This is a genomic window from Pseudomonas sp. EL_65y_Pfl1_R83 (genome assembly GCF_963970695.1).
In the GTDB taxonomy this organism is placed as follows: domain Bacteria; phylum Pseudomonadota; class Gammaproteobacteria; order Pseudomonadales; family Pseudomonadaceae; genus Aquipseudomonas; species Aquipseudomonas tritici.
The window spans coordinates 44,542-67,229 of sequence record NZ_CAXAQI010000008.1 but is presented as its reverse complement, the minus strand read 5'-3'; the positions used below and the strand labels follow the sequence as shown (position 1 = coordinate 67,229).

Sequence of the window (22,688 nt, the reverse complement as noted above, 5' to 3'; positions counted from 1 at the left end):
TCGAGGAAATGAAATGAGCGATAAGAAGACCTTGCGCGTGCTGTTCTGCATGGGCATCAACCAGAATTTTTTCGATGCCCCGCGCGACGAACAATTACAGGTGTGGGCAGCGTTCAGTGCAATGTGGAACGGTATCCACGACCTGGCCGGGGTCAAGGTGCTGGGCAATATGGATGACGACCAGAGCATGGTCGGGCCGTCCGATGGCTTCCCCTGGACCACCTACCTGTTGGCCGACGTGCCGGACATCGAGACCGTGCATGCCGCGTGCAACCTGTTTCGTAGCACCCCGGTGGGCGATGGCCCTTACAAGCTGTGGCGCTACACCAAGGTTGAAGCCCGGGTTGGGCGCGAGCTGATTATTCAGCGCACTTGATGCCGACGAGGACACTCCCATGAGCAAGCTGATTCCCGCTGTAAACCTCGGCGTCGACCCTGCCGACCTGGTGCAGGCAGACCGCGTCCACACCTCGATGTACACCGACGCACAATTGTTCAACGCCGAGCTGGAGAAGATTTTCTACAGCACCTGGATCTGGGTCGCCCACGAAAGCGAGATCCCCGACAACGGCAGCTACAAGACCACCTATATCGGCAAGCAGCCGGTGATCGTGGTGCGTGACCGCAAGAGAGACGTGCACGTGTTGCTCAACCGCTGTCGCCACCGTGGCGCCACCGTGTGCGAACACAAGAAAGGCAAGACCAACAGCTTCGTCTGCCCGTACCACGGCTGGGGTTACGCACTCGATGGCTCGCTGCGTGGCATTCCACACCCGGAAAGCTACGGCGACTGCATCGACAAGGCCGAACTGCCGCTGGTCAGCCTGCGCACCGAAAGCTATGCCGGCATGATCTTCGCCACCTTCAAGGACGACATCGAGCCGCTTGAGGACTATCTCGGCGCAGCGAAGAAATGGATGGACCTGTTCATGAAGCAGGGCGCCGGCTATGGCATCAAGGTGCCGGGCGAGCACCGTTTCCGCTTCCCCGGCAACTGGAAGATCCAGCTGGAAAACACCACCGACGCCTACCACTTCCCGTTGGTGCATAAGAGCTTCCTGTCGTCGGTGGACGAGCAAACCCTGGCGCTGTTCGACTTCGTCAAGGGGCCCGGCTACGTCGAGGACCTGGGCAACGGTCACAGCGTGATGGTGATGATTCCCGACTTGATCGACCTTGAGGCAGACCTCGACAAGCCGATCCCCGAGCGTTTCGAAGGGCTGGCAGCCGAGCTGCGTGACGAAGGCATCGAGGAGCAGCAAGTACGCCGTATTGTGCGTGCGGTCGGCGGTACCGGCTTCAACCTCAACCTGTTCCCCAACGTCGCGTGCTCGATGGCGTTTTTCCGGGTATTGCAGCCGATCTCGGTGACCGAAACCGAAATCCACCACTCGGTGATCACCATGGACGGCGGCCCGGCCGTGGCCAACCGTTATCGCCTGCGTCTGCACGAGCACTTCCAGGGCCCGATGGGTTTCGGCACCCCGGACGATTCCGAGGCCTGGGAGCGGGTACAGAAGGGCGCCAGCGCCGGTGACGACCTGTGGATCATGCTCAACCGTGGCTTGCCCGGCGAGCAGGCCAGTGCAGACGGCCTGGTATCCGATGTGAGTGCAGAAACCGGCATGCGCGCCGCCTACCAGCAGTGGAAAAAGATGATGTCGGCCTGACCGTGGAGAACCTTATGAACCTGCAACTACTGCAAGAAGTGACCGCTTTCATCTGGCAGGAAGGCGACATGCTCGACCACGGTGAATACGACAGTTGGCTGAAGATGTGGACCGAGAAGGGCACCTACATCATTCCCATCGACCCCAAGGAAACCGACTTCGAGAACACCCTCAACTACGCCTACGACGACCATCATATGCGTGAATTACGGGTACAGCGCCTGACCGGCGGCGAATCGATCTCCACCAGCCCGCAACCGCGCACGGTGCGCATGCAGTCGCGGTTCCGGGTGTTGGCCGATGACGGCGTGCAGGTGACTGTGCGCTGCGCGCAGAACATCCGTGAGTTCCGCAAGGAAAGCCTGAAGTTCTACAGCGCCGACCTTACCTACCAACTGATCCGCAGCGAGGGTGGTTTCAGGATTCAGCGCAAAGTGGTCAGCCTGATCAACAGTGACGATGCCCTTGCCGGTATCGGCTACATCCTTTGAGGAGCACCGACATGAGCCATATCGCATTGGTGACGGGCGCGGGGCAGGGGCTAGGGCAGCATTTCTGCGCCAGCCTCCTGCGGGCCGGGTACTCGGTGGCAATCACCGACCTCAACCTTGAAGCCGCACAGGCGTGCGCCCACCAGTTGGACCCGGGGGGTGAGCGCACGCTTGCGCTGCAACTGGACGCCGGGAGCAAAGCCGATTTCGAAGCGGGCCTGGACCAGGTGCTGGTGCGCTTCGGCGCGCTGCACGTGGTGGTCAATAACGCTGCAGTCACCAAGACCACGCCGCTGATGCAGATCAGCCCCGAGGAATTCGACGCCGTGGTAGGCCTGAACCTGCGCAGCGTGTTCCTCGGCTGCCAGGTGCTGGGCGCGTACATGGCCGAAACCGGCTATGGGCGGATCATCAACATGGCGTCCCTGGCCGGCCAGAACGGCGGCACTGCGACCGGCGCGCACTATGCCGCGAGCAAAGGCGGCATCGTGACGCTGACCAAGATCTTCGCCAAAGAGTTCGCCGCGCGTGGGGTGACGGTCAATGCCATTGCCCCAGGCCCTATCGAGTCGGCGGCGGTGCGCGCAGCCATACCGGTCGAACGCCTGCCGGGACTGCTCGCCAATATCCCGGTGCAGCGCCTGGGGGACGCGGATTTTCTCGGTGACCTGATTGTGCAGTTAGCCCGGCCCGAAGCCTATTTCACCACCGGGGCGACCTGGGATGTGAATGGCGGCTTGTTCATGCGCTGACTGATAGCGGCCGCCACGGCGGCCTTTGCGAACTCCATGGAATAACGGCCATGACTGAAGAACTGTTGGACGTAGTCGTGCGCAAGCGCGAGCTGCAAGGGGACGGCGTTGTCGTTCTGGACCTGACCCGTCGCGACGGCGCGCCGCTGCCGGTGTTCGACGCCGGTGCGCACGTGGAGATCCATATCGGCCCGGGGCTGGTACGTCAGTATTCCTTGTGCAGCAACCCCGCCGATCCGAGCCTGTATCGCCTCGGCGTGCTCAAGGATCCGGCCTCGCGTGGTGGCTCGGTCGGGGTGCATGACACCCTGCTCGAAGGCCGTGAGTTGCAGATCAGCGTACCGCGCAATCTGTTCCCGCTGGCCGTCGAGGCGCGTCGCTCGGTGCTGCTGGGTGGCGGGATCGGCATCACACCGATGATCGCCATGGCCTATGCACTGCACGCGGCGGGCAACACCTTCGAACTGCATTACTGCGGGCGTGAGCGCGGCCGCAGCGCGTTCCTGGCAGAGCTGGCCAACGCATCGTTTGCCGCGCAAGTGTTCACTCACTTCGATGATGAGGGGCCTGAACAGAAGCTCGACCTGGCCAAGGTGTTAGGCAAAGGCGAGGCCGGCGTGCACATGTATACCTGCGGCCCCTCAGGTTTCATGGACTGGGTGATCCAGGGCGCACGCGACCAGGGCTACACCGAAACGCACATCCATAAGGAATATTTCCAAGTGGAAGTGGACAGCTCAGGTGGCAGCTTCGAAGTGGTGGCAGCCCGCAGCGGCAAGACCGTGCAGGTGGCAGAAGGGCAGAGCATTCTCGCCGCACTGGCGCAGGTCGGCATCAAGATCGAAATTTCCTGCGAGCAGGGTGTGTGCGGTACCTGCCTGTGCGATGTGCTCGAAGGCGAGCCGGACCATCGGGACGTGTACCTCACGGACGACGAAAAGGCCGGCAATGACCAAATTCTAGTGTGCTGTTCACGAGCCAAATCCAAAAAACTCGTGCTGGATATCTAAGGGGAACGATCATGGTAGACGTAGGCAGCTTTCGTAATGCAATGGCCATGTTGGGCGGTGCCGTGTCGGTCATCACCACCGATGGCGTGGCAGGCCGGTTCGGTTTTACCGCCTCGGCGGTGTGCAGCGTGACCGATTCACCGCCCACCCTGTTGGTGTGCATGAACCGTTCCTCTCATTCCAACGAGCATTTCAAGCGCAACGGCACAGTGTGTGTGAACACCCTGTGCGGCGACCATCAGCATTTGTCCGGTGCCTTTGCCGACCGCACGTTGAGCATGGATGAGCGCTTTGCCGTCACAGGCTGGACCACGCTTGAAAGCGGTGCGCCGGTGATGCTGCAAGCGCTGGTGAATTTCGACTGCCGGATCGTGCAGGTCCATGAAGTGGGCTCCCACAGTATCTTCTACTGTGAGGTCCAGACCATTCGCCAAAGCGGCGCGGACGAGGGCCTGGTTTATTTCAACCGTGCTTACCACCGCTTGGGCGAGGCATCGAAGGCCTGCTGAGCCTCAGAGGCGCCCAGCACGGACGGGCGGCAAAACCCGTCTGATATCGGAATGTTCATAAATTAATGTTCATGTTCGGGCCGCAGCAGCGCGTTCAGATTGAACGCGCCTGCTCTTGATACCCTTTGCGCAGTTTCTCCGCGATCAGCTTCTCTGCTTCGCGCAACGCGCGTTCAGGACTCTCTAGGGATTTGATCAGAGTCTGGCCCTTGGTACCGATGCGGCCGAAACTCACCACCACCTCAGCCTCCGTGACGCCGATACGCCAGAATTTGTTGGAGTGGCCTTCGCCATAGGTGAACTCGCGCATTGACGGTGCCGCTTCAGGGAGGGGCGGTGGCTCGGCTTCGACCTCGACAGTTTCCACGGCCTGTTCCGGCGCCGGCAGTGCAGGCGCTTCTTCACCCCGAAGCAGCGCTTCGATGCGATTGAGTACTTCCTCCGGGTCGCGCAACCAGTCATGGCTGAGCACATCGATGATCTTCCAGCCAAAACTGCGCAAAACCGTCGGGCGGAAGATGTAACGCTCACGCACGTCAGCCGCGGCCGACGTGTCGCTGTCCAGCAGCACCCCCAGACTGAAGTGTTCACCGCTGGCGTCGCTGATCGCCAGGTCACAGCGGAACTGTGAACGCCCGACATATTCCTGGACCGAATGGCCGCGCTTGCGCAACGCGGCGGCGAGGGTACTGCGCAGGTGGTCCTTGGGCAGACTGACGGCAAAGGACTGCTTGGCGCCTGGATTGAGGTTGGCGAGGATACCCTGGGAGCGCGGCGCATCCCCGCTGGCACTGGCCTGGGCGAACTGCAGGAACGCACGCAGTGCGGCGGCACCATCGTTGTGGGTGTTGGTGATGGCTTCGGACTCAATGCTGGAGACAATCGCCATGCGCTTGCGCGCACGACTGAAGATCACGTTAAGGCGTTTTTCCCCGCCGCGCTGGTTGATCGGGCCGAAGTTCATCAACATCTTGCCGTTCGGTCCCGGCGCGTAGCAGATGCTCAGGATGATCACATCGCGCTCATCACCCTGGACGTTCTCCAGGTTCTTGACGAACAGGCCATTGAACTGCCCGGCATCTTCACGCAGATACTCGCGCTCAAGGCGTGTGGCAAAGGCCGGGTCGTTGCTGGCCAGGTCTTCCAGGGCTTGCTCGATAGCGCCTTGCTGGGCCTCGGAAAAGGCCACAATGCCCAGGCTCAGGCCGGTCTCGCGTTGCAGCAGTTCACGCACCAGGTTGGCGATGTAGCGGGCTTCGGCCAGGTTGCTGCGGCTGAGGTAGACGCCATCGCTCATCTTCAAAAAGCTGATCGGGCTGTCGAGCAGCGTGTTGGCACCCTGAATCACCGCCTGGGCATCGGTGGAGTCCAGGGCAGCTTGGGCTGGGGCAGGGCGCTCGATACGCCGGTCAGGAATGGTGATCAGCCGCCCTTCGTAGAACGCTGCGTTGGAGAAACTGATCAACGCTTCGTGCCGGCTGCGGTAGTGCCAGGCCAGGAGGGTCGCCGGCAAGTTACGTGCGGCCTGGCTCAGCAGGCTGTCGGCATCGAGGTTGATTGCGATCTGTTCCCCGTCCTCCATGGCAATCAGGTCGTTATCGTCCTGGTCGCCGGCACTGGAGAAGAAGTTGGTCGGTGGCAACTGCATCTCGTCACCCACCACAATCACCTGCTGCGCGCGGCTCAGGGCTGGCACGGCTTCCTCGCTGGGGATCTGGCTGGCTTCGTCAAAAATCACCACATCAAACAGGTCTGGGGTCAACGGCAGGGTGTCGGACACCGACAACGGGCTCATCAGCCAGATGGGCTTGAGGTCGTTGATCACCCGACCGCTGTCGCCACTGGCCATTTCGCGAATGGAGCGATGGCGCATGGTCTTGCCCAGCTCATGTTCCAGTTCGCGACGGCCCTTGCCATAGGCTTTCTTGAACTCGCGGGCCGGCGCGTCCAATTGTGTCACCGACATCGCCGATTGCTTTACATGCTCCAAAAAGCGCTGGTGCAGCGTAGCGCTGAGCACGTGAGCATTGCTCTTGAGCAGGTTACTTTCAGCCTGGCTGACCTGACGCGCGGCCAGGCTCAAGGCCGGGCCATCGAAGCGTGCCAACTGCGGGTTGGCGCGGTACAGGCGGGTCAGGTTTTCCTGGGCAATCAACCCGTCCAGCGCGTGCTGTGGCAAAGCATACTGCTGCACGACCGCAAGGCAGACGGGATCGGCCTGGTGCAGCTCGTTGAGCAGGGGGAGGGTGTCGGGCAGTTCGTCGAGTTCTTCACGCAGGTCGCGCAGGTATTCGGCCAGCTCGGCCAGGCTTGGCGCCGGGTCGAACACGCAATGCTGGGCAACCAGCTTGGCCAGGCGCGCTATGGGCTGGCGCAGGCTGGCTTCCTGGCGTACACCGGGCAAGGTGCTCGGGTTGCCACGCAGACCTTCGACCCACTTTTGCAACAACGGTGATGCGCTCAGTTGCTGTAGCAGGGCGTTCAGATTGTGCACGAACAAGTCGATATCCTGGATGCCATAGCGACTTTGCAGGCGTTGCTGTTCGACGTGCAGCTCGGCAGTGGCGCGGTGTTCGCCGGCCAGGTTGTCAAGCACACTGCGCAGGCTGGGGCGAATCGCGTGCTGACTGAAGTCGTAGCGGCGTTGAAGTTCGCCACGCAGGCGCCACCAGGCGGGTTGCAACCAACGCAGCAGTGAACCTTCCTGGCGCAGTACCTGCTCCATGGCCGCTTTGGTATCTTGAGGCTCAAGTTTTTCGCGCCAATGGCGCGTGGTTTCACTGGCGTTGTGCAGTTGCACGATCAGTGCCTGCAAGGCGGCCTGTTCGGCGTGCAGGGTTTGGGAACCCGCTGAACCAGGCACCAGCAGGTCGAGGTGCTCCGCCAGGTTGGCCCCTGTCAGTTGCTCGGCGGCCTGGGTCAGCAAGCATGCATCCGTCAGGTGGGTGTCACCGGACAGCAGGGTGGACGATGACTCCAGGAGAGACTCGACGCTGTCCATCAGCCCACTGGCTTCCTCCAGAAACGCCTTGAGCTGGCCGTAGGCATGCTCGTGGGCGATCAGGCCTGAGGCCAGACGACTGAAGGGGTGACGCGCAAAGCTGTCGAGGCCGAAGCGTTCCTTGATGGTCTGATACAACCGGCCGGTCAGCTCGTGTTGTGCCTGCCAGTGACGCCATTCGGGAAGGCGCTCCAGGGCTTCGGGCGGCAGCGATGCAGTAACGGGTGGCAACTCGATCACATGACGGACCAACTCACGCACCGAGCAGGCCAAGGACTCCGGCACCCCGACCATCGCCTGCTCAAAGCGCTCAATCAGGCCCAGTTGTTGGCTCAGGGTGGCCAGTGTGGCGTCGCGCCGTGCTTGCAACTGCGGCGATTGAGCATCGCCGGCAATCCAGCGCTCATAACACTCGCGCAGGTTGCCCACGAAGGCTTTCTTGTCCGTCTGGGAGTCGTGAATCAGGCAGCACAATTCGCCCAGTTCACTCTGTTGCAGGCGATGGAACACCACGTCCAACGCCGCGCGCTTTTCACACACAAACAACACCCGCAGGCCCCGCGCGGCATAGTCGGCGATCAGGTTGGTGATGGTCTGTGACTTGCCGGTGCCCGGAGGCCCTTGAATGATGAAGTGACGACCGGTCCTGGCCAGACTGACGGCGGCGTTCTGCGTCGCGTCGCCGGCCACCACGTTCCACTGGTCGGGCAGCGGGATCGGGTCCGAGGATTGTACTTCGACGTCTCGAGGCTCGATCGAGAACATCCGGTCAAACGCTTCATTTTGCGCCGGCTCGTCGATCAGCTGTGCGTAGTCACGCACCAGCGACATCTTGCGATAGTTGAAGTTGGCCAGGGTTACCTGGGTGAGGTCGATGTCCCAGGCGTAGCGATGCCCCTGGTTCTCGGGCATGGCGAAGGTGCTGTTTTCGGCGCTGCTGGCAACCATCTGAGGATGTTGATTGCGCAGCACGGGTTTGGCGCCTACGGCCAAGCGCAGCGGCAACTCGCTGGGCAGGACCTTCTGCTGGAACAATTGCAGGCCCAGCGGACGGAAATCTTCGCGGTCGTAGCTGAAATCCGGTTTCACCAAAGGCGTCGACAAGCGCTGGCGGGCACGACGGCGCTGGAAGTGCTGCAGATGCTGCACGGCCTTCTGGTGGATCAGCTCGATTTGCGGCTTGCTTTGCAGGCGCAGCTCGACGCCGGGCTCGGTCAGTTTGATCTGGCGCGCAATATCGGCGTGGATGGCTTCCAGGGAGGTCTTTTGCAGGTCAACGGTTTCCGGCAACTGGATATTGTAGAGCTGACGCAATTGATGACGCAGTACCGGGTTGAACTCCGCTTCGGTCTCATCGCACTGCAACATGAACTGGTCGCGCACGCCCTTTTTGCGACTCAGTTCCACCGGTAGCCAGAGCAGGGGAGTGACGATGCGCTCTTGCGGCGTGTCCTTGAGGTTGTGCCAGCGCATGAAGGCTACGACCAGGCGCAGGTTGCTGAAACCGAACTCTGCGCGGTCGCGGCGGGTTTCCTGGATGATGCGTTCGAGCGACGCCTGCAACCAGGTTTGGTCTTCAAACCGCAACCATTGTTGCAGGCCAACCGATTTGCCGCTCAACACCTGCTCGGAGAAGCCACCGAAGGTGGGCTGCCAGGTGCACAAGGCTTCGGGCCGGATACTTTCAACACGCATCACCAAGGGGACGCTGGCTACGGTCAAGTTGACGTTGGCTTGTGTCGGTCTGAAGTACAACAGGCGGTTGCGTCGTGAAAGGTCAAACAACCGGTTGCGCAGATGCTCCAGCACCACGGTGCGCCGTGAAGCCGGGCCTTCGGCCTGGGCCAACACACGCTCGACATCCAGGCTGGCCGGCTGCTCGCGCCAGGATTCCAGGCGTCGAATCAGCGAACTGACATCCCTGGAGCGCTCATGGCGGTTCAGCTCCGTCATTTCGACGATCAGATTGGCCAGCACCGGGTTGAGCCGACCGTTGAGCTGAAACAGGTTACGGCGGTGACGGGCAAAGGCCTTGAGGTCGTTGATATCGGCGAAATCCAACCCGCACGCCAGGCAGGCCAGCAATTGGCCGAGCTGGAAAATATCGGTGATTTCGTCGTGGTGCCCGAGGCGATGCTCCCAACTGTGCAGGTCAGTGAGGAAAACCGGGTGATCAATCGTCTCATGCGGGTCTTCCTGGACTTGCAGGTCGGTCACGGCCACACCACTTTCCGAATCCCGGATCAGGCGGACCTTGCCGACGACATTCAGCGCCGACTCGGGATTAGGTTGCACCTGCTTGATCGCTTCCAACGCCAGCCGTGGCGTAACGCCCTCGGGATTGCGCAGTTGCAGCGTGCGTTCCGGCCCTTGCAGCACATCGAGATAACTGAGCTGGGCGACACGTCCCAGTTCATGCAAGTGAGCGACCTGGCGCAGTAGCGGCAGCGCCAGGAACAGCACATCGTCAATGGGGACGGCGACGCCATCATGGGTCTGCAGCAATTGAGTGAAGTTGATGGGTTGGGTTATCGGGTCCATGTGTCGACCTCCGCTTTGAGCGCGCGAACGATCGGGTCGAGCTCACGTTTGGGTAATTTGATATCGCGCTTGAGCACGCTGATAAAGTCGTCGGCACTGCCGAGTTTCTTCGCGGTGCGCGCCGCGTGCAACAAGGCATCATCACGCAGGTCGCGGTCCACCAGGCTCAGGTCGAGCATGATGAAGTGCAGGTATTCGTGGATGCTCGCGTCGACAAGCTCGGCATTTAGCGTGCCCAGGTCCAGCGTCGCTTCATTGTCTTTCCAGTCGGGAAAGAAACCACGCACCTGATTGAGCACCACCTCCGATTGCAGCACAGAGGTGCCGATGAAGCCGGCGATAAACCTGCGGGTGAGGGCGGTCAGCTCGACTTGGCCGGTTACATCCAAGCGATTGAGCGACAACGGCCCACGCAACCGGCCATATAGCCAATTGTCGGTATCCGGCACCTGCCGCCACCAGTTGTCCACCGCCTGGGAGCGCAGAAACGTCTCCGGGTGCGAAACGCCTTGGGAGACCTGTGCCTCATTACCATCCAGTTCCTGAGCCTGCTTCAGATAACTGGCGGCATCGACGCTGACAATCCCGGTGTGAATCTTGACCAGCGAGGTAATCGACGCTTTCGGTCCGCTAGCCACCAGGGCCGCGCCTCGGTCGGCGTAGATTTCGGTGTGCAGGCTATATAAACGTGCGGTCTGTTCCAGGCTGGGAGGCGTATTCATATCGGCCATGGCGTGATTGAGAATCCGCTCGGCGGTGAGATAGTCGCCACCGTGCTCAGACCATAAGCGGTAATGGGCCAGCTCATGCCCCAGCAGCGCCAGTAACTCCTGAGCGTCCAGTCGCTCAAGAACCGGCCCGTAGAACACCACGTGCACTTCACCGGCCAGGTAATACAGGCTGGCATTCATCGTGCCATCGCCGGCTTGATAAAGGGTCGCGGGCGCCTGGATCTGCAAGCATTGCAGCGCCGTCTCACACGCCTGATAGGCCTGCGGGTGGGTCTCTGGGCTCAGGCGATACGTGTCTCTTAGCAACTGCGCGCGTACATCCTGGGCATGTTCCTGCTGAACACCCAGAGACGAGGCCCATTCCCACACGACAGGTTCATGGGCTTTCAGGTAATCGACCACACGCTGATGGTAAGGCAAGGGGGTCAGGCTGCTGATGTCCAGCGCGGGGGTGCTCATCTTTCAAACGTCCTTGAGAGGATACGGCTCCATAGACTGCGACTGTGCAGCAGAGACTTGGGCTGGCATCCCGGTATCAGTGATCGGCAATAGACGCGGAGCATACCTAGGGGGTGGGAAAATTACTTGTGAAAGTGCATGGGTGCGTGGGCAGCATGAAAATGTAGTTAGAGTGGTCATCTTTGTCCTGATAACTGTGTGACAAATGAATATTCCGTTTTTTGTTTCTCTGGATGGGCCCAAAGGCACCGGCAAAACCACGCTGTTGGAGGCCGTAACGGCAACACTGAGGGCGGACAACAAGAAAGTCATCCGACTTTGCGAGAGAAAAAGCGATCCCTACAGAAGGGAAACCATGGCCCTGGTTAATGAACTTGCCAGAAATCCCTCACGGGATCTGGAATGGGCTGTGTGCGAGCGCTTTGCCGACAGTCGCAGTTGGATATCCCGGAACGTGCTGACTCAGCAGCCGTGGGACAGCATTATCCTGATTGATCGCTGGTATCCGTCCGATGCTGCGTTTCGACACACCGTCTCGTTTGCAGAGATTCTCCAGTTGAACCAGGAGCGAGACGTGCGAGTACCGGATGTGCATGTCGGCGTTGTCACCGCGCCGGATATTTCGTGGGCGAGGGCAACTGCACGGTCGCGAGGATTGGGCGGTACAGTGATCCAGAAGTATGCAGAGCATGTTACATGCACAGAGATGTTCGAGCAGGCGGTTGCGGATCACGGCTGGGTGATGTGCCGTAATGAAGGTGCGATCGAAGACGCAGTGAAGCATGTGGTGGCTGAGATCCAAAAAGTAGCTGGGTGACACGTATAGCGTAGGATCAGTTTCAAGCGAATTCGTCGAATCATTGAATTACGTGGCTTATGAACATATCTGACATAGCATCTGGTTTAACATAATATACATTATGCGAACCGTCCTATGCGGGACTGGGGGGCTCTGGTGGTCAGATTTGAAGCCAGAAACACCCTCCGAGGATTCAGAGCATCGACACAAGAGCTACTCCGTGCCGATAATTGATCTTGCGAAAACGCTCCACGGCATATCCTAATAGAGAACGCATAATGGATAAACTACAACACATGCCCTCCGAAACCAGCACTGACGACTATTTCAAACTACTTGGTAAAATATCGGTTTTATTCGCTACTTTAGATTTTGCTGTCACTGAAGTGATATTGAAAATTTCAAAGAACGAGACTGAAGCTTTAAAGCTACCGTCAGAAACTGCGACTTTGGGTAAGAAGCTAAGATTTCTTAAAGAGTTGTCGGTCTCAAGCAGATTTGGGATGGCCACTATAGAGTATTTATCAAATTATTTGCCAGCCGCAATTGACATAGCTGACGAAAGAAATAGATATACCCATGATCAGTGGGTTTTTAATCCTAACTTAATATCTAAAGGTCAAATAGAAAGAGTCAAGCTAAGCAGTTCTGGGTTGAAGGAGAAAACCTTGTTGACCATCGGGGATATCTCAATGTTTGAAGGGAAAGTGGCGGCAATGCAAGTGCCTTTCTTCAATATTCTAACCGGTCCTCTATAGCGCAAAAAGGTATAACTAAACTAAATGACTATTATTGGTATCACCTAAAACTATACTAAGTGCATTTGATTAGAGGTAAAACCTAGCTCTACCTCCCCCTAGAAATCAAAGTGTTGACACCTATACGTGTACTATCTGTACCATCCGCACCTTTTTGGGTGGGTGCATTGGATGGCGGTGGTTCAGGTAGTAGCGAAGGTGGTGGTTGACGATACGGGAATCCAGAGCGAGATCCCTGTCTTGATAACTGAGCATGGAGTGGTGTCCTCGCTGGTTGACTACATCCTGGATAACCACCACCTGAGTCCTAGCTGGCAGCGTTCGGTCACCCAGGCCACAAAGCTGCTGCTGGAGTACATGGAGGCCAACCAGCACAACTTCTCTGATCCCCGCGCCCTCTTCCAGGCTTTTGCCTCACGCCTCTATACCGGAACGGTTGGAGATGATGGCCTAGATCCATCTGGTCTAGGGTGGGTTCCAGCCAGTCGCAACTCATCCAACCGTCACGTTTCAGTTCTCAAGGGCTTCACAGACTATCTGGCTGATCTGTACGACGCTCCGGCCATGAACCCCTTGATGACCGCCAGTACCTATGATCAGAGACTTAACTTCGCTGCCTGGCATCGCCGTAACAGCAATGATTTCCTAGGGCACATTAGAAGCAAGGCGCTCTCGGAGAACGTGGATCAGGCGAGGAATATTCGAGGCCGGCGCACGCTAAGCAACGCTGATGATGATGCCGTGGCATTCCCTGAGAAGCTGTTCCAAGCGATGTACATGGATGGCTTCGGTGGAGCTTCTGATCCTAGGTGTGCAGTACGAGATCAATTGATATTGATCATGATGCATGGCGCGGGTTTGCGAGAGAGCGACGCACAGCACCTATGGGTAGTGGATGTCGAAGATCACCCACTGATCGAGGGTGGCGCCATGGTTCGTGTCTATCACCCAGAGGAAGGCAAGGCACCAGACAATTGGAGGGGGCGCAAAGGCACGACAACACGTGCGGCTTACTTAAGGGAGAAGTACGCCCTAACGCCCCGAAATCTTCGCCAGGGCACCAAACGTGTTGGGTGGAAAACCAGGATGGTTGACCACGTCGACAATTACATCCAGCTGCACTGGTTTCCTCCACGCTTCAGCGTGCTCTTCATGATGCTGTGGAAGGTGCATCTCCGCTACCTGACCACAGTAGAGCGGCACCACCCATACGCATTCGTCTCCTACGAAGACTCCGCCGCAGGCCAGCCTTACACCCTTCAAGCGCTCAACGGCAATTACAAGCGGGCCCTGGCGCGAATTGGGGAAACGGTTTCAAAACCCGAGGGCCGATCTACCCATGGCCATCGACACGCTTTTGGTCGGCGGATGACCAAGGCTGGGGTTCCCCCGCAGATCATCCGCAAAGCGATGCATCACCGCTCCCTGGATTCGCAGAAGAGATATACCGCACCAGGTGTTGCGGACGTTTCTTCTGCGCTTACAGCCGCTGAAGAGAGGCTCGATGAGTTGACCGACAGCGGCAAGATCATTTCGCCATTCAACGATTGGGACGAAGCGTTGCCAGAGATCCTGGCAGCTTTCGAATCGCCACAAGCAAAGTACAGAGTTAAGAAATTTTGACTAAGACAACACGACGCGGCTCGCGTGACGGTCGCTCTTCGGACACGAACTTCAACTGGATTGTTCAAGAGCGAGGCGAAGCCTGGGAGCGCTGGCGTCAGCTCTTTTCCGGCTGGATAGCCACGCAGACCGGCTCCATTGGCGTGAAAATCAACGCGATGAATTGGTTCATGGCTCATTACCTACCCACGGTGCCGGGCGGGGCCAGTCCAGACGTGTTTTTCCAGATCGCAGAGAAAGGTTTGCTGCCGGAGCTGAGGCCAATCCTGGAGGCATCCATGAACGCCGCGACTGCCGTTAAAAACCAGAATTGGATCGTGGATCTGCTCGGCTGGATTATCACTCACAGCTACAGCGAGCCAAATGACCATGGCGTCCCTATGGCCGTGGTCAAGAATCCGTTTGTCAAAGGGAAGGAAAAGACGGTAATCACCGAGACCGTGTACAACCCCTTGCCCTACGCATACATTCGGGAGCTTCGCGAAATTCTGTGCCCGCAGCCCAGGGGAACATTCCGCGACTGGGAATGGGCTCAATCCCAGTCCGGCCAATTGCGCTCGGATTTCGGAGACTGGTTTCCGGTTGCGCAGTCAGTCATCGACGAAGATGACCCGGACTGCGTATGGCGCTACAAAAATGATCGTTACGAAATCTGGTCTCCCGTTAGGTCGATGGCGCTGCACATAAAGCTTCATTTGCCGCTTCGCACTTATCAGGTACGTTTTCTGGACTCTGGTGAGGCAGATACGTGGCGGTACGAGGGTGGCGACTGGATTCTGAACAAGCGCCATGGGTTCTCTCTAGGCCGTGAGGCGAACCCATGGAAACGAGGGGTCTTCTGCCGTATCCACGACCGGGATATCGGTGAAATCATGACCGGCCTCTACGTCAGTACGAACAAAACGGCAGACCAGAACAAGGAGTCTCGTGAGCGTGGCTACACGATCCCATGGCAGAACGAAGATGTCCTGTACTGGCTGGAACGCCTGAGGGACTGGCAAGAGAAATACAACCCTATTAACGGCCCTACGCCCTGCACCGAGCTGGTAGAGAAGCACTTTGGTAGTGTCAAAACTGTCGAGCAGAAGAAAGACATGGGCTCGATCTGCTTCCTCTTCCGCGACCCCACAGCGGCTCCAGGTGAGCGCGACAAGCCCATTGCAGGCAATACACTGCCCAACCTATGGTATCGATTGCTCTCCACGCTAGAGGATCGGGCTGCCGCGCGTGGTCAAACCCTGTCAGACGGCTCTAGGTTGCGTTTTGTGCACCCTGTCGACCCCGAATTAAATGTACTACCGGTCAAAACGCATTTCCCGCTTCATAGCCTCCGTGTTTCGCTTTTGACGTGCTATGCCATGGAGGGGCGTGTCCCGATTCAAGTGCTATCTAAGCTAATTGCTGGGCACTCCAGGATCATTATGACGCTGCACTACACCAAGCCAACCCCGGCGATGGTGTCCCAGGTAATGGACTTGGCCAGCGGACGCATCAGTGCTGCGCAGGATGAAAGCCTGAAGATCTTCCTCCGGGACGCTGATATGCGTCAGATCCACTCTAAAACGGCATTCATTGATGCTGGCGCAATCGACATTGCGTTGGCGAATCGCAACGCCATTGGCTGGGAGCAGCGTCACATAGGCTTATGCCTTGTCGGCGGAAACAGCGCTCGATCTGACGAAATGAGCAACATAGGCGGATGCTGGAACGGAGGGGAGATTGTCGGTCGGAGCAGTAAAGGCCACATCTATGGGCCAGTCCCACATGGCCTAGAAAACTGTCCCCGCTGCCGCTGGTTCATCACGGATGCACGCTATCTACCAGCGCTTGTGGCCCACCTCAACATGCTGAGTTATCTAGCCTCTCAGGTCTCATCACTTGCCGTTGAGATCGAACAAGATCGCGATGAGCTGCTCAACGAAATGTACTTTGCTGAGCAAGAAAAGCGCCCCTTCCTCCTGCATGCGGAGCTGCAACAGGCTGAAAGGCGCTACGAAAAGCAGATCAAGGAGGCTGATGAGTACGCGAAAGACTTGGTCTCCTGCTTCCAGATCATCAGCAAGATTGTCGCAATCGAAGAGGGTCGGGATACAGATGATTCGGGCACGAAGCTGGTAGCTGTGGGTTCCTTGCAGGACATCCATCAGCCCATCTCATTCATCGAAACCCGTAGCGAGCTATGGCAGATATCTCAGCTGTGCGAGAACGCTGAAATTTACGCTGATTTGACCGATGAGCTGAGGGCCACACCTGCCATCGAAAAGCGCTCCCGCGCTTTAAACCATCTCCTCATGCAGGGCGGCTACGCACCTATTTTGATGGGAATGGATGATCGCCTCCAGCTCATCGCTGGGAATGCAATGATGAGGTCTATGGCTTTGACGCTGTCTCCTAAAAACCAAATGGAGGGATTCCGCGAGGTTTCCAGCCTGCTTGAGGCCGGAGAAGGCCTAAAGCTTCTTCCAGCCGCCATGGAGCCGCTAGAGCGCGTTACGAAGCAGCCGGTAGCGAAGCTTTCTGACCTGATCACAACCACCTCAAAACAAGTACGGGAGGCCATCCGTGATCGATCCGCAGCTGATCTTTGAAGAACTCGTGTCTCAGGCTACCAAGCAACAAGCCAAGTCCCTGACCGTGCTGCATGGCGTCCTGGAGGCTCATCAGAAAACGGGGAGTCGCAATTTCTCGATTGCCACGATTGCCAAGCTCTCTGTTGAGGCTGGAGGGCCATCTGCTTCAACGATACGCAACACCGGGGGGTTTCGCTTTCGGCAGTTAATTGAGGCTTGGGCTGCCAGTGTGGGGACAGATAGGAAACTGCCTGCGAAGTCCAAGGAACAGGGTGTACCAAGCGACAATGAGCTAGTTCGACGTATCGACGATCCAGCGCTGCGTGCAGTTTTTACGCAGATCTTGGCCGAGCGTCGCCGCTACCTGGCCGAACTCAACCTGTTGAAATCTCACAAGGACATAGTTGTTGACCGACGCCCCAATGTGGTCGAGATATCTCAAGAGAGCGAGTCAGTTCAGCTGCTGCCTTCACTGAAAGGGGTTCTCAGTGACATGGAGATTACAGCCCTAAGAGCTGCGGTTTCGGACGATTTCTTCGACAAGCAAGGCTGGATGGTCACCAGGGCAGGTCAGGTGAAAGGGGATTCAGGTGAGATCTACAAGCATGGTTACGTGCCTGCAATTAGGAAAATTCTGAAGGAAATCGAATGATCTGACGGGCTGTTGAGGGATGGCTTGTAGTACAGCATCTTAGTACATACACTAACTATCCATCGCGGCCTTAGCTCCCAGCGCTACTGGCCCACGGTCATCTTAGTACAATAGGTGATCTTATCTGTGACTATTTAGTCGAGTTAAATCAATAGCTTAAATACTTATAAGCGAAACCGGTCAACTGACTGCGACAGCTTGCCCGCCAACGACGACAACTCGTCCGTGGTCGACGCCGTCGTTGCGATGACCCGACTGTTACTCTCCGACATACCCGCAATCATCTCGACCTGATGCGCAATTTCATTGCTGGCCAGGCTTTGTTCCCCGATCGTGCGGGAGATATCGTTGACCATTTCCGTGGTGTTCAAGGTGGCCTGGAGAATTTCGCGAATCGCCCGCTCCACCTCGGCGGTCACCGCCATGCCTTTATCCACTTGAGCTACGCCCTCCTCCATACTGGTCACCGCTTCCCGCGTGCTTTGCTGGATACGCCCGACCATGCTGGCAATCTCTTGGGTCGAAGCACTGGTGCGTCCGGCAAGGCTGCGTACTTCATCGGCGACGACAGCAAAACCACGCCCCTGCTCACCGGCGCGTGCGGCCTCGATTGCGGCATTCAGGGCGAGCAGGTTGGTTTGATCGGCGATCCCTTTGATCACCTGGATAATGCTGAAAATCGCCTCGGACTCCTTGTCCAGCGTGCGGATAACCTGGGCGGATTGCTGTGCGGAACGGGCAATACCGTCCATGTCACTGACCACCTGATGAATCACCCGACCACCGTCCTTGGACAAGGTCTCAGCCTGGTTAGCCATGTCCAATGCGCGCTCGGCGTGACGAGTGATTTCTTCGATGCTGGCGGTCATTTCACTCGCTGCAGCGGCCATGGTGCTCGCGGCTGTGCTTTGTTGCTGGCTGCTGCCAGCCACTTCATGACAGCCGTGGCTCAATTGCTCGCTCATGACATTGACACCATGAGCGTTGCTGCGCACCACTTCGATCATGCCGCGCAAATCCCGCTGCATGGTGGCGAGGCTGCGAATCAATGAACTGGCTTCGTCCTTGCGCTTGGGCTCGACAATCGGTTCGCTCAGGTTGCCACTGGCAATGCTCGCAGCAATGCGGCTGGCCGTCTGCAGCGGGCCCATAATGCTCAGGATGACCCAGCGGCCCTGGGCCAATAGCAATAAAAGGCTGGCGATCAACACGGCGCCCTGGGTGAAATTGGCGTTGCTGATCGTCTGGTGAGTACCAACGCTGGTCTGTTGGGTGTTGGATTCAATCAGTTCACTCAGGGTTGCCATTTGTTCTTCAAGCCGGGTGAAAGCGGTGTTGAACGTATCCAGTTCCCCGCGAGCGGCTTCCGGATTGTCCAGCGCCAGGGCGACGATTCTCTCGCCTGCACCTATATAGCTATCGAGGCTCGGGCGGATTTTTTCCAGGTTTGCCTTGAGCGTATCGTCCAGCGGCAGCTTCAGGTTGTCCGCCAACACTTGGCGAAAATGCTCGGCGTGTTCCTGCAGCGAACTGTTGACCTCGGCCTTGGTGCTGGTGCTTTTACCCAAGCCCACCAGCATGGCCGATAACACATCGGCGCGCAGGGCATCGTGCATCATGTCGGCTTCCATGTGGTTGCGCAGCACGGTCATGCTGACTTCATTGTCCTGCACGGCGTCGCCCATCCGGCTATGTCCCAGGTAACTGACAAAGCTCATGATCAAGGCAGTGACCAATCCGGTCACAATCAACAGAATCAAGCGTAATTTGATCGTCATGCAAATATCCCCGTGCCTGGTGAGCCGGTTGGAAAGCCAACCGCTGAAGCGCCACTGGCCATGTTATCGGCCGCAACTACTGGTTATTGAAGCCCACATTTGCGCCGATGTTGGTTGGCATCGCACTGTGTGCCATCGCGGCAATGCTCACCACGTTGTGGACGTTGTGGACGTTGCGACGCTTTCCCGCGCACCAGGCAAGCGCCCCGCCCTGCGCCTGACAGGCTCAGGCCCGGCGCAAACCATTCGTCGGGCCCAACCGGCATCCATTACAACTATCGCCGGCCTGCTCATTACTAATCCCATAGCACTTTTGGAAATCTATGGAGATTGAAATGACTGACTACCCTCGCCCGCCCTTCACCCCGCAGGCTCAATCCGTGCCCGGCGCCCAGAAAAAAATGGATCCGTACCCCGATTGCGGCGAGCAGAGTTACAAAGGGTCTGGTCGCTTGGCCAACAAGATCGCCCTGATTACCGGCGCCGACAGCGGTATCGGCCGTGCGGTCGCCATCGCGTTTGCCCGCGAAGGCGCCGATGTGGCCATCGCTTACCTGGACGAGCACGAAGACGCCAGGGAAACAGCACGCTGGGTCGAAGAAGCCGGTCGCCAGTGCCTATTGCTGCCCGGCGACATCGCGCAACGAAGCGTCTGCCAGGCGCTGGTGGACAAGACGGTAGAGCAATTCGGCCGCATCGATGTGTTGGTCAACAATGCTGCGTTCCAGATGAGCCATGAAACGCTCGAGGACATCTCGGACGAGGAATGGGTCAAGACCTTAGATATCAACATCACCGCGATGTTTCGTCTCTGCAAGGCGGCGGTGCCGTATATGAAGGCCGGCAGCTCGATCATCAACACCTCGTCCGTCAACTCCGACATGCCCAAGCCAACGCTGATGCCTTACGCCGCCACCAAAGGCGCGATTGCCAACTTCACCGGTGGTCTGGCGCAATTGCTCGGCAGTAAAGGGATTCGCGTCAATAGCGTTGCGCCCGGCCCGATCTGGACGCCGTTGATTGTGGCGACCATGACCGATGAAGACGTGAAGAGCTTTGGTAGCGAGACGCCGCTGGGTCGGCCTGGGCAGCCCGTGGAAGTGGCGCCGATTTACGTGTTGCTGGCCTCGGATGAGGCCAGCTATATCTCCGGCTCGCGCTACGCGGTGACCGGCGGCAAACCCATTCTCTGAACCCTGCCCAATACCCTTGTGGGAGCTGGCTTACCTGCGATTGCATCACCTCGGTACACCAGAAATACCGAGGTAACTGAATCGTGGGCAGGCCCGGAGCCCACAGGGGATCTCATTCACCGGTTCTACAAATCAAACCGATCCACTGCCCGCCGCCGCTCATTGTCATCGCGCACGTCATAGCTGGCAGTGGTCTGGATATTGGTGTGATGCGCCAGTTTTTGCGCGATCGACAGGTCATGCTCCTCGATCACGCGCGTGATAAACGAGCGACGGAAGTCATGGGGCATGATCTTCACCCCCACCTGCTCGCCGCGCTGGCGCGCGATGTAGTAAATCGCATGTTTGGTGATGCGCTCGCGGGTGATATGGCTGCCGCGGCGAATGCGGTTGAACAGGAAGCTGTCGTCCTGCTCACCCTCCTTGAGCTGCTCACGTCGAAACGCCAGCCACGCCTGCAACTTCGCGAACGCCCAGTCCGGCGCGTACTTGATCAACTCTTTGTTGCCCTTGCCGATCACCCGCAGGCTGCGCTCTTCGAAGTTGATCTGCGCCAAGTCGAGGTTGACCGACTCCGACTTGCGCATGCCGGACCCATACAGAATGCCGATCACCGCCGCGTCCCGCAGGCCTTGCGGGCGTGGGTCGGCCGCGCAGACTTCCATCATTTCGCGGATCAAGCTGCGCCGCAGGTTGCGGCCCTGGCTCAGGCGAGTGCCGGGTGTGGCCTTGACGGTGCGCATGCGCAGCAGGTGTTCCTGGCTGATCAGGTTCATACGCCAGGCTTCGTTCATCACGCCACGCACTGCGTTCACGTAAAGCGACGAGGTATTGGGAGCATAGCCATCCTCGCGCAAAGCGGCGACCAGGGCGATGACGTGTTCGGGTTGCAGCAGAGGCCAGTCGATGTCTTCGAGGTTAATGTCCTCGAAGCCCAAGCGGTCGGCCGCGTCTTGCAGCACGTAGCGCATGGTCAGTTGGCTGGAGGGGGCCAAGCGGGTGAGGTAGAGGGTCAGCGGGTTGCGGATAGACTCAGTCAAAGTAAATCAGCCTTTGGATTAAATACCTCGAGCAAGCCTTTGTTTAATCAAGGTATTTAGTGAATTGGCGAAGGCTGAGTCTAACCCAGGACAGGCCCTGGCACAAAGTCACTGGGCGGTGTCGTCCTCCTCGGTGGGTTCCTGCGGCTGGATCAGGGTCTGGCTCCAGTCGCTGTCCTGCTTCTGCATCAGCGCGAACCAGTGCTGGCGCATGAACGTCAGGTACGATTCCGGCGCCTTGGCAAAGTCCTTCTCGTCGCCATAACACCCCGGCAATGGCAATTCGGTGCCCTGTTCCTTGTATTGGCTGACCAGCGCCTGCTGCCCAGAAACGCTGCAATCCTTGGGCAACGGCATGCCGCGCAAGGCGCCGGCCTCTTCGTCCCACCAGGCCGCGCCAACCCGGTCGACACCGCGCAGACGGTACTTCTGCGACTTGCCGACATGCATGATCAGCTTGAATTCGTTAGGGCTGACGTCACTGGTACAGGTGCGCGAATACCCCACGGTAGCCTGCGTGATGCCGTCGCCGGTCAGGTCGGTGACCTTGGTGGCGGCCCGGTCGAAGCGCAGGGACGCGTCGAACTCGCAATGCTGCACATCGTCGTACAGCATCCACACGCGTTTAGGGCGGTTGCCGTCGATCAGGTACTGGGCCGCGTACACAAAGGCGGACTGGGTGCCGTCGTCGTCACGCTCGCTGACTTGCTCGGCGAGCACCAGCAGGTTTTTGCCTTGTTTATCGTCCCAGGTATAGGCGGCGATTTGCTTACCACGCACTTCCACACCTTCCGGCACCTGGTCGATGCTGGTGAGCGCCACCCCGTCATCGGCCTGCACGGTCGTGACACACGCCACGCTCATCAACAACCCCATCAACACTGGCCGCAACTGGCCGCGTAAAAGCTGCACGCTATTCATCCGATCACCCTGGCAAGAGACGGCTTACTTTACCGGCACTTGGGGTGCATTGCAGAGAAGATTCTTCACTAACATTCGGTGGCTGAGCGTGCGCGCCCAAGTTGAACCGCAGGTACCAGAAACAGTTCCTATTTCGCCAACCAACTAAAGCCCTAAGCCCCTTAGTTGTTAAGCTGAACCCTAGCTGTCT

Annotated in this window: 17 protein-coding genes and 1 pseudogene; 12 read left to right on the top strand and 6 right to left on the bottom strand. The window is 58.3% G+C overall.

Translation table 11 applies throughout. From position 1 onward, the window contains the following. Positions 1-13 precede the first annotated feature (13 nt). From AACY08_RS13705 to AACY08_RS13680, 6 genes are read left to right on the top strand one after another with little or no spacing between them, the layout of a single operon-like run. Positions 14-376, top strand: coding sequence for a hypothetical protein (locus tag AACY08_RS13705; protein ID WP_017528258.1), 363 nt, complete (start codon positions 14-16; stop codon positions 374-376). 19 nt (positions 377-395) lie between these two features. After that, positions 396-1,670 carry an aromatic ring-hydroxylating oxygenase subunit alpha gene (locus AACY08_RS13700; protein ID WP_339469890.1) on the top strand — a complete coding sequence of 425 codons (1,275 nt, stop codon included), beginning with the start codon at positions 396-398 and terminating at the stop codon, positions 1,668-1,670. Between the two features lie 14 nt (positions 1,671-1,684). Beyond that, positions 1,685-2,161, top strand: coding sequence for an aromatic-ring-hydroxylating dioxygenase subunit beta (locus tag AACY08_RS13695; protein WP_339469889.1), 477 nt, complete (start codon positions 1,685-1,687; stop codon positions 2,159-2,161). An 11-nt stretch (positions 2,162-2,172) separates the two neighbouring features. Next, positions 2,173-2,913, top strand: coding sequence for an SDR family NAD(P)-dependent oxidoreductase (locus AACY08_RS13690; protein WP_339457110.1), 741 nt, complete (start codon positions 2,173-2,175; stop codon positions 2,911-2,913). Between the two features lie 50 nt (positions 2,914-2,963). Continuing rightward, positions 2,964-3,923, top strand: a complete 960-nt coding sequence (locus tag AACY08_RS13685) for a PDR/VanB family oxidoreductase (RefSeq protein WP_339469888.1) — start codon at positions 2,964-2,966, stop codon at positions 3,921-3,923. 11 nt (positions 3,924-3,934) lie between these two features. After that, positions 3,935-4,432: a flavin reductase gene (locus AACY08_RS13680; protein WP_065930110.1), complete on the top strand. Its 498-nt coding sequence runs from the start codon at positions 3,935-3,937 to the stop codon at positions 4,430-4,432. Positions 4,433-4,526: 94 nt separating this feature from the next. Here the strand turns inward: AACY08_RS13680 and AACY08_RS13675 are convergent, their stop codons facing one another. Together AACY08_RS13675 and AACY08_RS13670 are read right to left on the bottom strand one after the other, a co-directional pair. Beyond that, the gene (locus AACY08_RS13675; protein ID WP_339469887.1) at positions 4,527-9,974 is read right to left on the bottom strand and encodes a WGR domain-containing protein; all 5,448 of its coding nucleotides are present in this window, start codon (positions 9,972-9,974) and stop codon (positions 4,527-4,529) included. After that, positions 9,962-11,164, bottom strand: coding sequence for a M48 family metalloprotease (locus AACY08_RS13670; RefSeq protein WP_339469885.1), 1,203 nt, complete (start codon positions 11,162-11,164; stop codon positions 9,962-9,964). The genes AACY08_RS13675 and AACY08_RS13670 overlap by 13 nt, the downstream gene beginning before the upstream one ends. A 205-nt stretch (positions 11,165-11,369) precedes the next feature. On the opposite strand from AACY08_RS13670, the gene AACY08_RS13665 reads away from it, so the two are divergent. The 5 genes from AACY08_RS13665 to gmtX all read left to right on the top strand — a co-directional run bounded on the left by AACY08_RS13665 (position 11,370) and on the right by gmtX (position 17,566). After that, on the top strand, positions 11,370-11,981 hold the full coding sequence (locus tag AACY08_RS13665) for a dTMP kinase (protein WP_339469884.1): 612 nt from the start codon (positions 11,370-11,372) through the stop codon (positions 11,979-11,981). Between the two features lie 260 nt (positions 11,982-12,241). Further along, positions 12,242-12,721, top strand: a complete 480-nt coding sequence (locus AACY08_RS13660; protein ID WP_339469883.1) for a hypothetical protein — start codon at positions 12,242-12,244, stop codon at positions 12,719-12,721. Between the two features lie 171 nt (positions 12,722-12,892). Continuing rightward, the gene (gene gmtY / locus AACY08_RS13655) at positions 12,893-14,344 is read left to right on the top strand and encodes a gamma-mobile-trio recombinase GmtY (RefSeq protein ID WP_122257766.1); all 1,452 of its coding nucleotides are present in this window, start codon (positions 12,893-12,895) and stop codon (positions 14,342-14,344) included. After that, a complete protein-coding gene (gmtZ, locus tag AACY08_RS13650) occupies positions 14,341-16,932 on the top strand; it encodes a gamma-mobile-trio integrase GmtZ (RefSeq protein ID WP_339469882.1) in 2,592 nt (863 codons plus the stop codon). Before gmtY ends, gmtZ begins: the two co-directional genes overlap by 4 nt. Continuing rightward, the gene (gmtX, locus tag AACY08_RS13645) at positions 16,907-17,566 is read left to right on the top strand and encodes a gamma-mobile-trio protein GmtX (protein ID WP_339469881.1); all 660 of its coding nucleotides are present in this window, start codon (positions 16,907-16,909) and stop codon (positions 17,564-17,566) included. The genes gmtZ and gmtX overlap by 26 nt, the downstream gene beginning before the upstream one ends. Positions 17,567-17,730: 164 nt before the next feature. On the opposite strand, the gene AACY08_RS30455 is transcribed toward gmtX, so the two are convergent. Beyond that, positions 17,731-18,456, bottom strand: a complete 726-nt coding sequence (locus AACY08_RS30455; RefSeq protein WP_445262029.1) for a methyl-accepting chemotaxis protein — start codon at positions 18,454-18,456, stop codon at positions 17,731-17,733. 132 nt (positions 18,457-18,588) lie between these two features. Further along, positions 18,589-19,344: pseudogene (locus AACY08_RS30450) on the bottom strand (MCP four helix bundle domain-containing protein); the annotation flags it as partial. Between the two features lie 335 nt (positions 19,345-19,679). Here AACY08_RS30450 and AACY08_RS13635 point away from each other — a divergent pair. Next, positions 19,680-20,537, top strand: coding sequence for an SDR family oxidoreductase (locus AACY08_RS13635; RefSeq protein WP_339469879.1), 858 nt, complete (start codon positions 19,680-19,682; stop codon positions 20,535-20,537). Positions 20,538-20,662: 125 nt separating this feature from the next. Here the strand turns inward: AACY08_RS13635 and AACY08_RS13630 are convergent, their stop codons facing one another. Together AACY08_RS13630 and AACY08_RS13625 are read right to left on the bottom strand one after the other, a co-directional pair. Then, positions 20,663-21,577, bottom strand: coding sequence for a site-specific integrase (locus AACY08_RS13630; RefSeq protein WP_339469877.1), 915 nt, complete (start codon positions 21,575-21,577; stop codon positions 20,663-20,665). 108 nt (positions 21,578-21,685) lie between these two features. Further along, a complete protein-coding gene (locus tag AACY08_RS13625; protein ID WP_339469875.1) occupies positions 21,686-22,498 on the bottom strand; it encodes a M949_RS01915 family surface polysaccharide biosynthesis protein in 813 nt (270 codons plus the stop codon). Between the last annotated feature and the right edge of the window lie 190 nt (positions 22,499-22,688).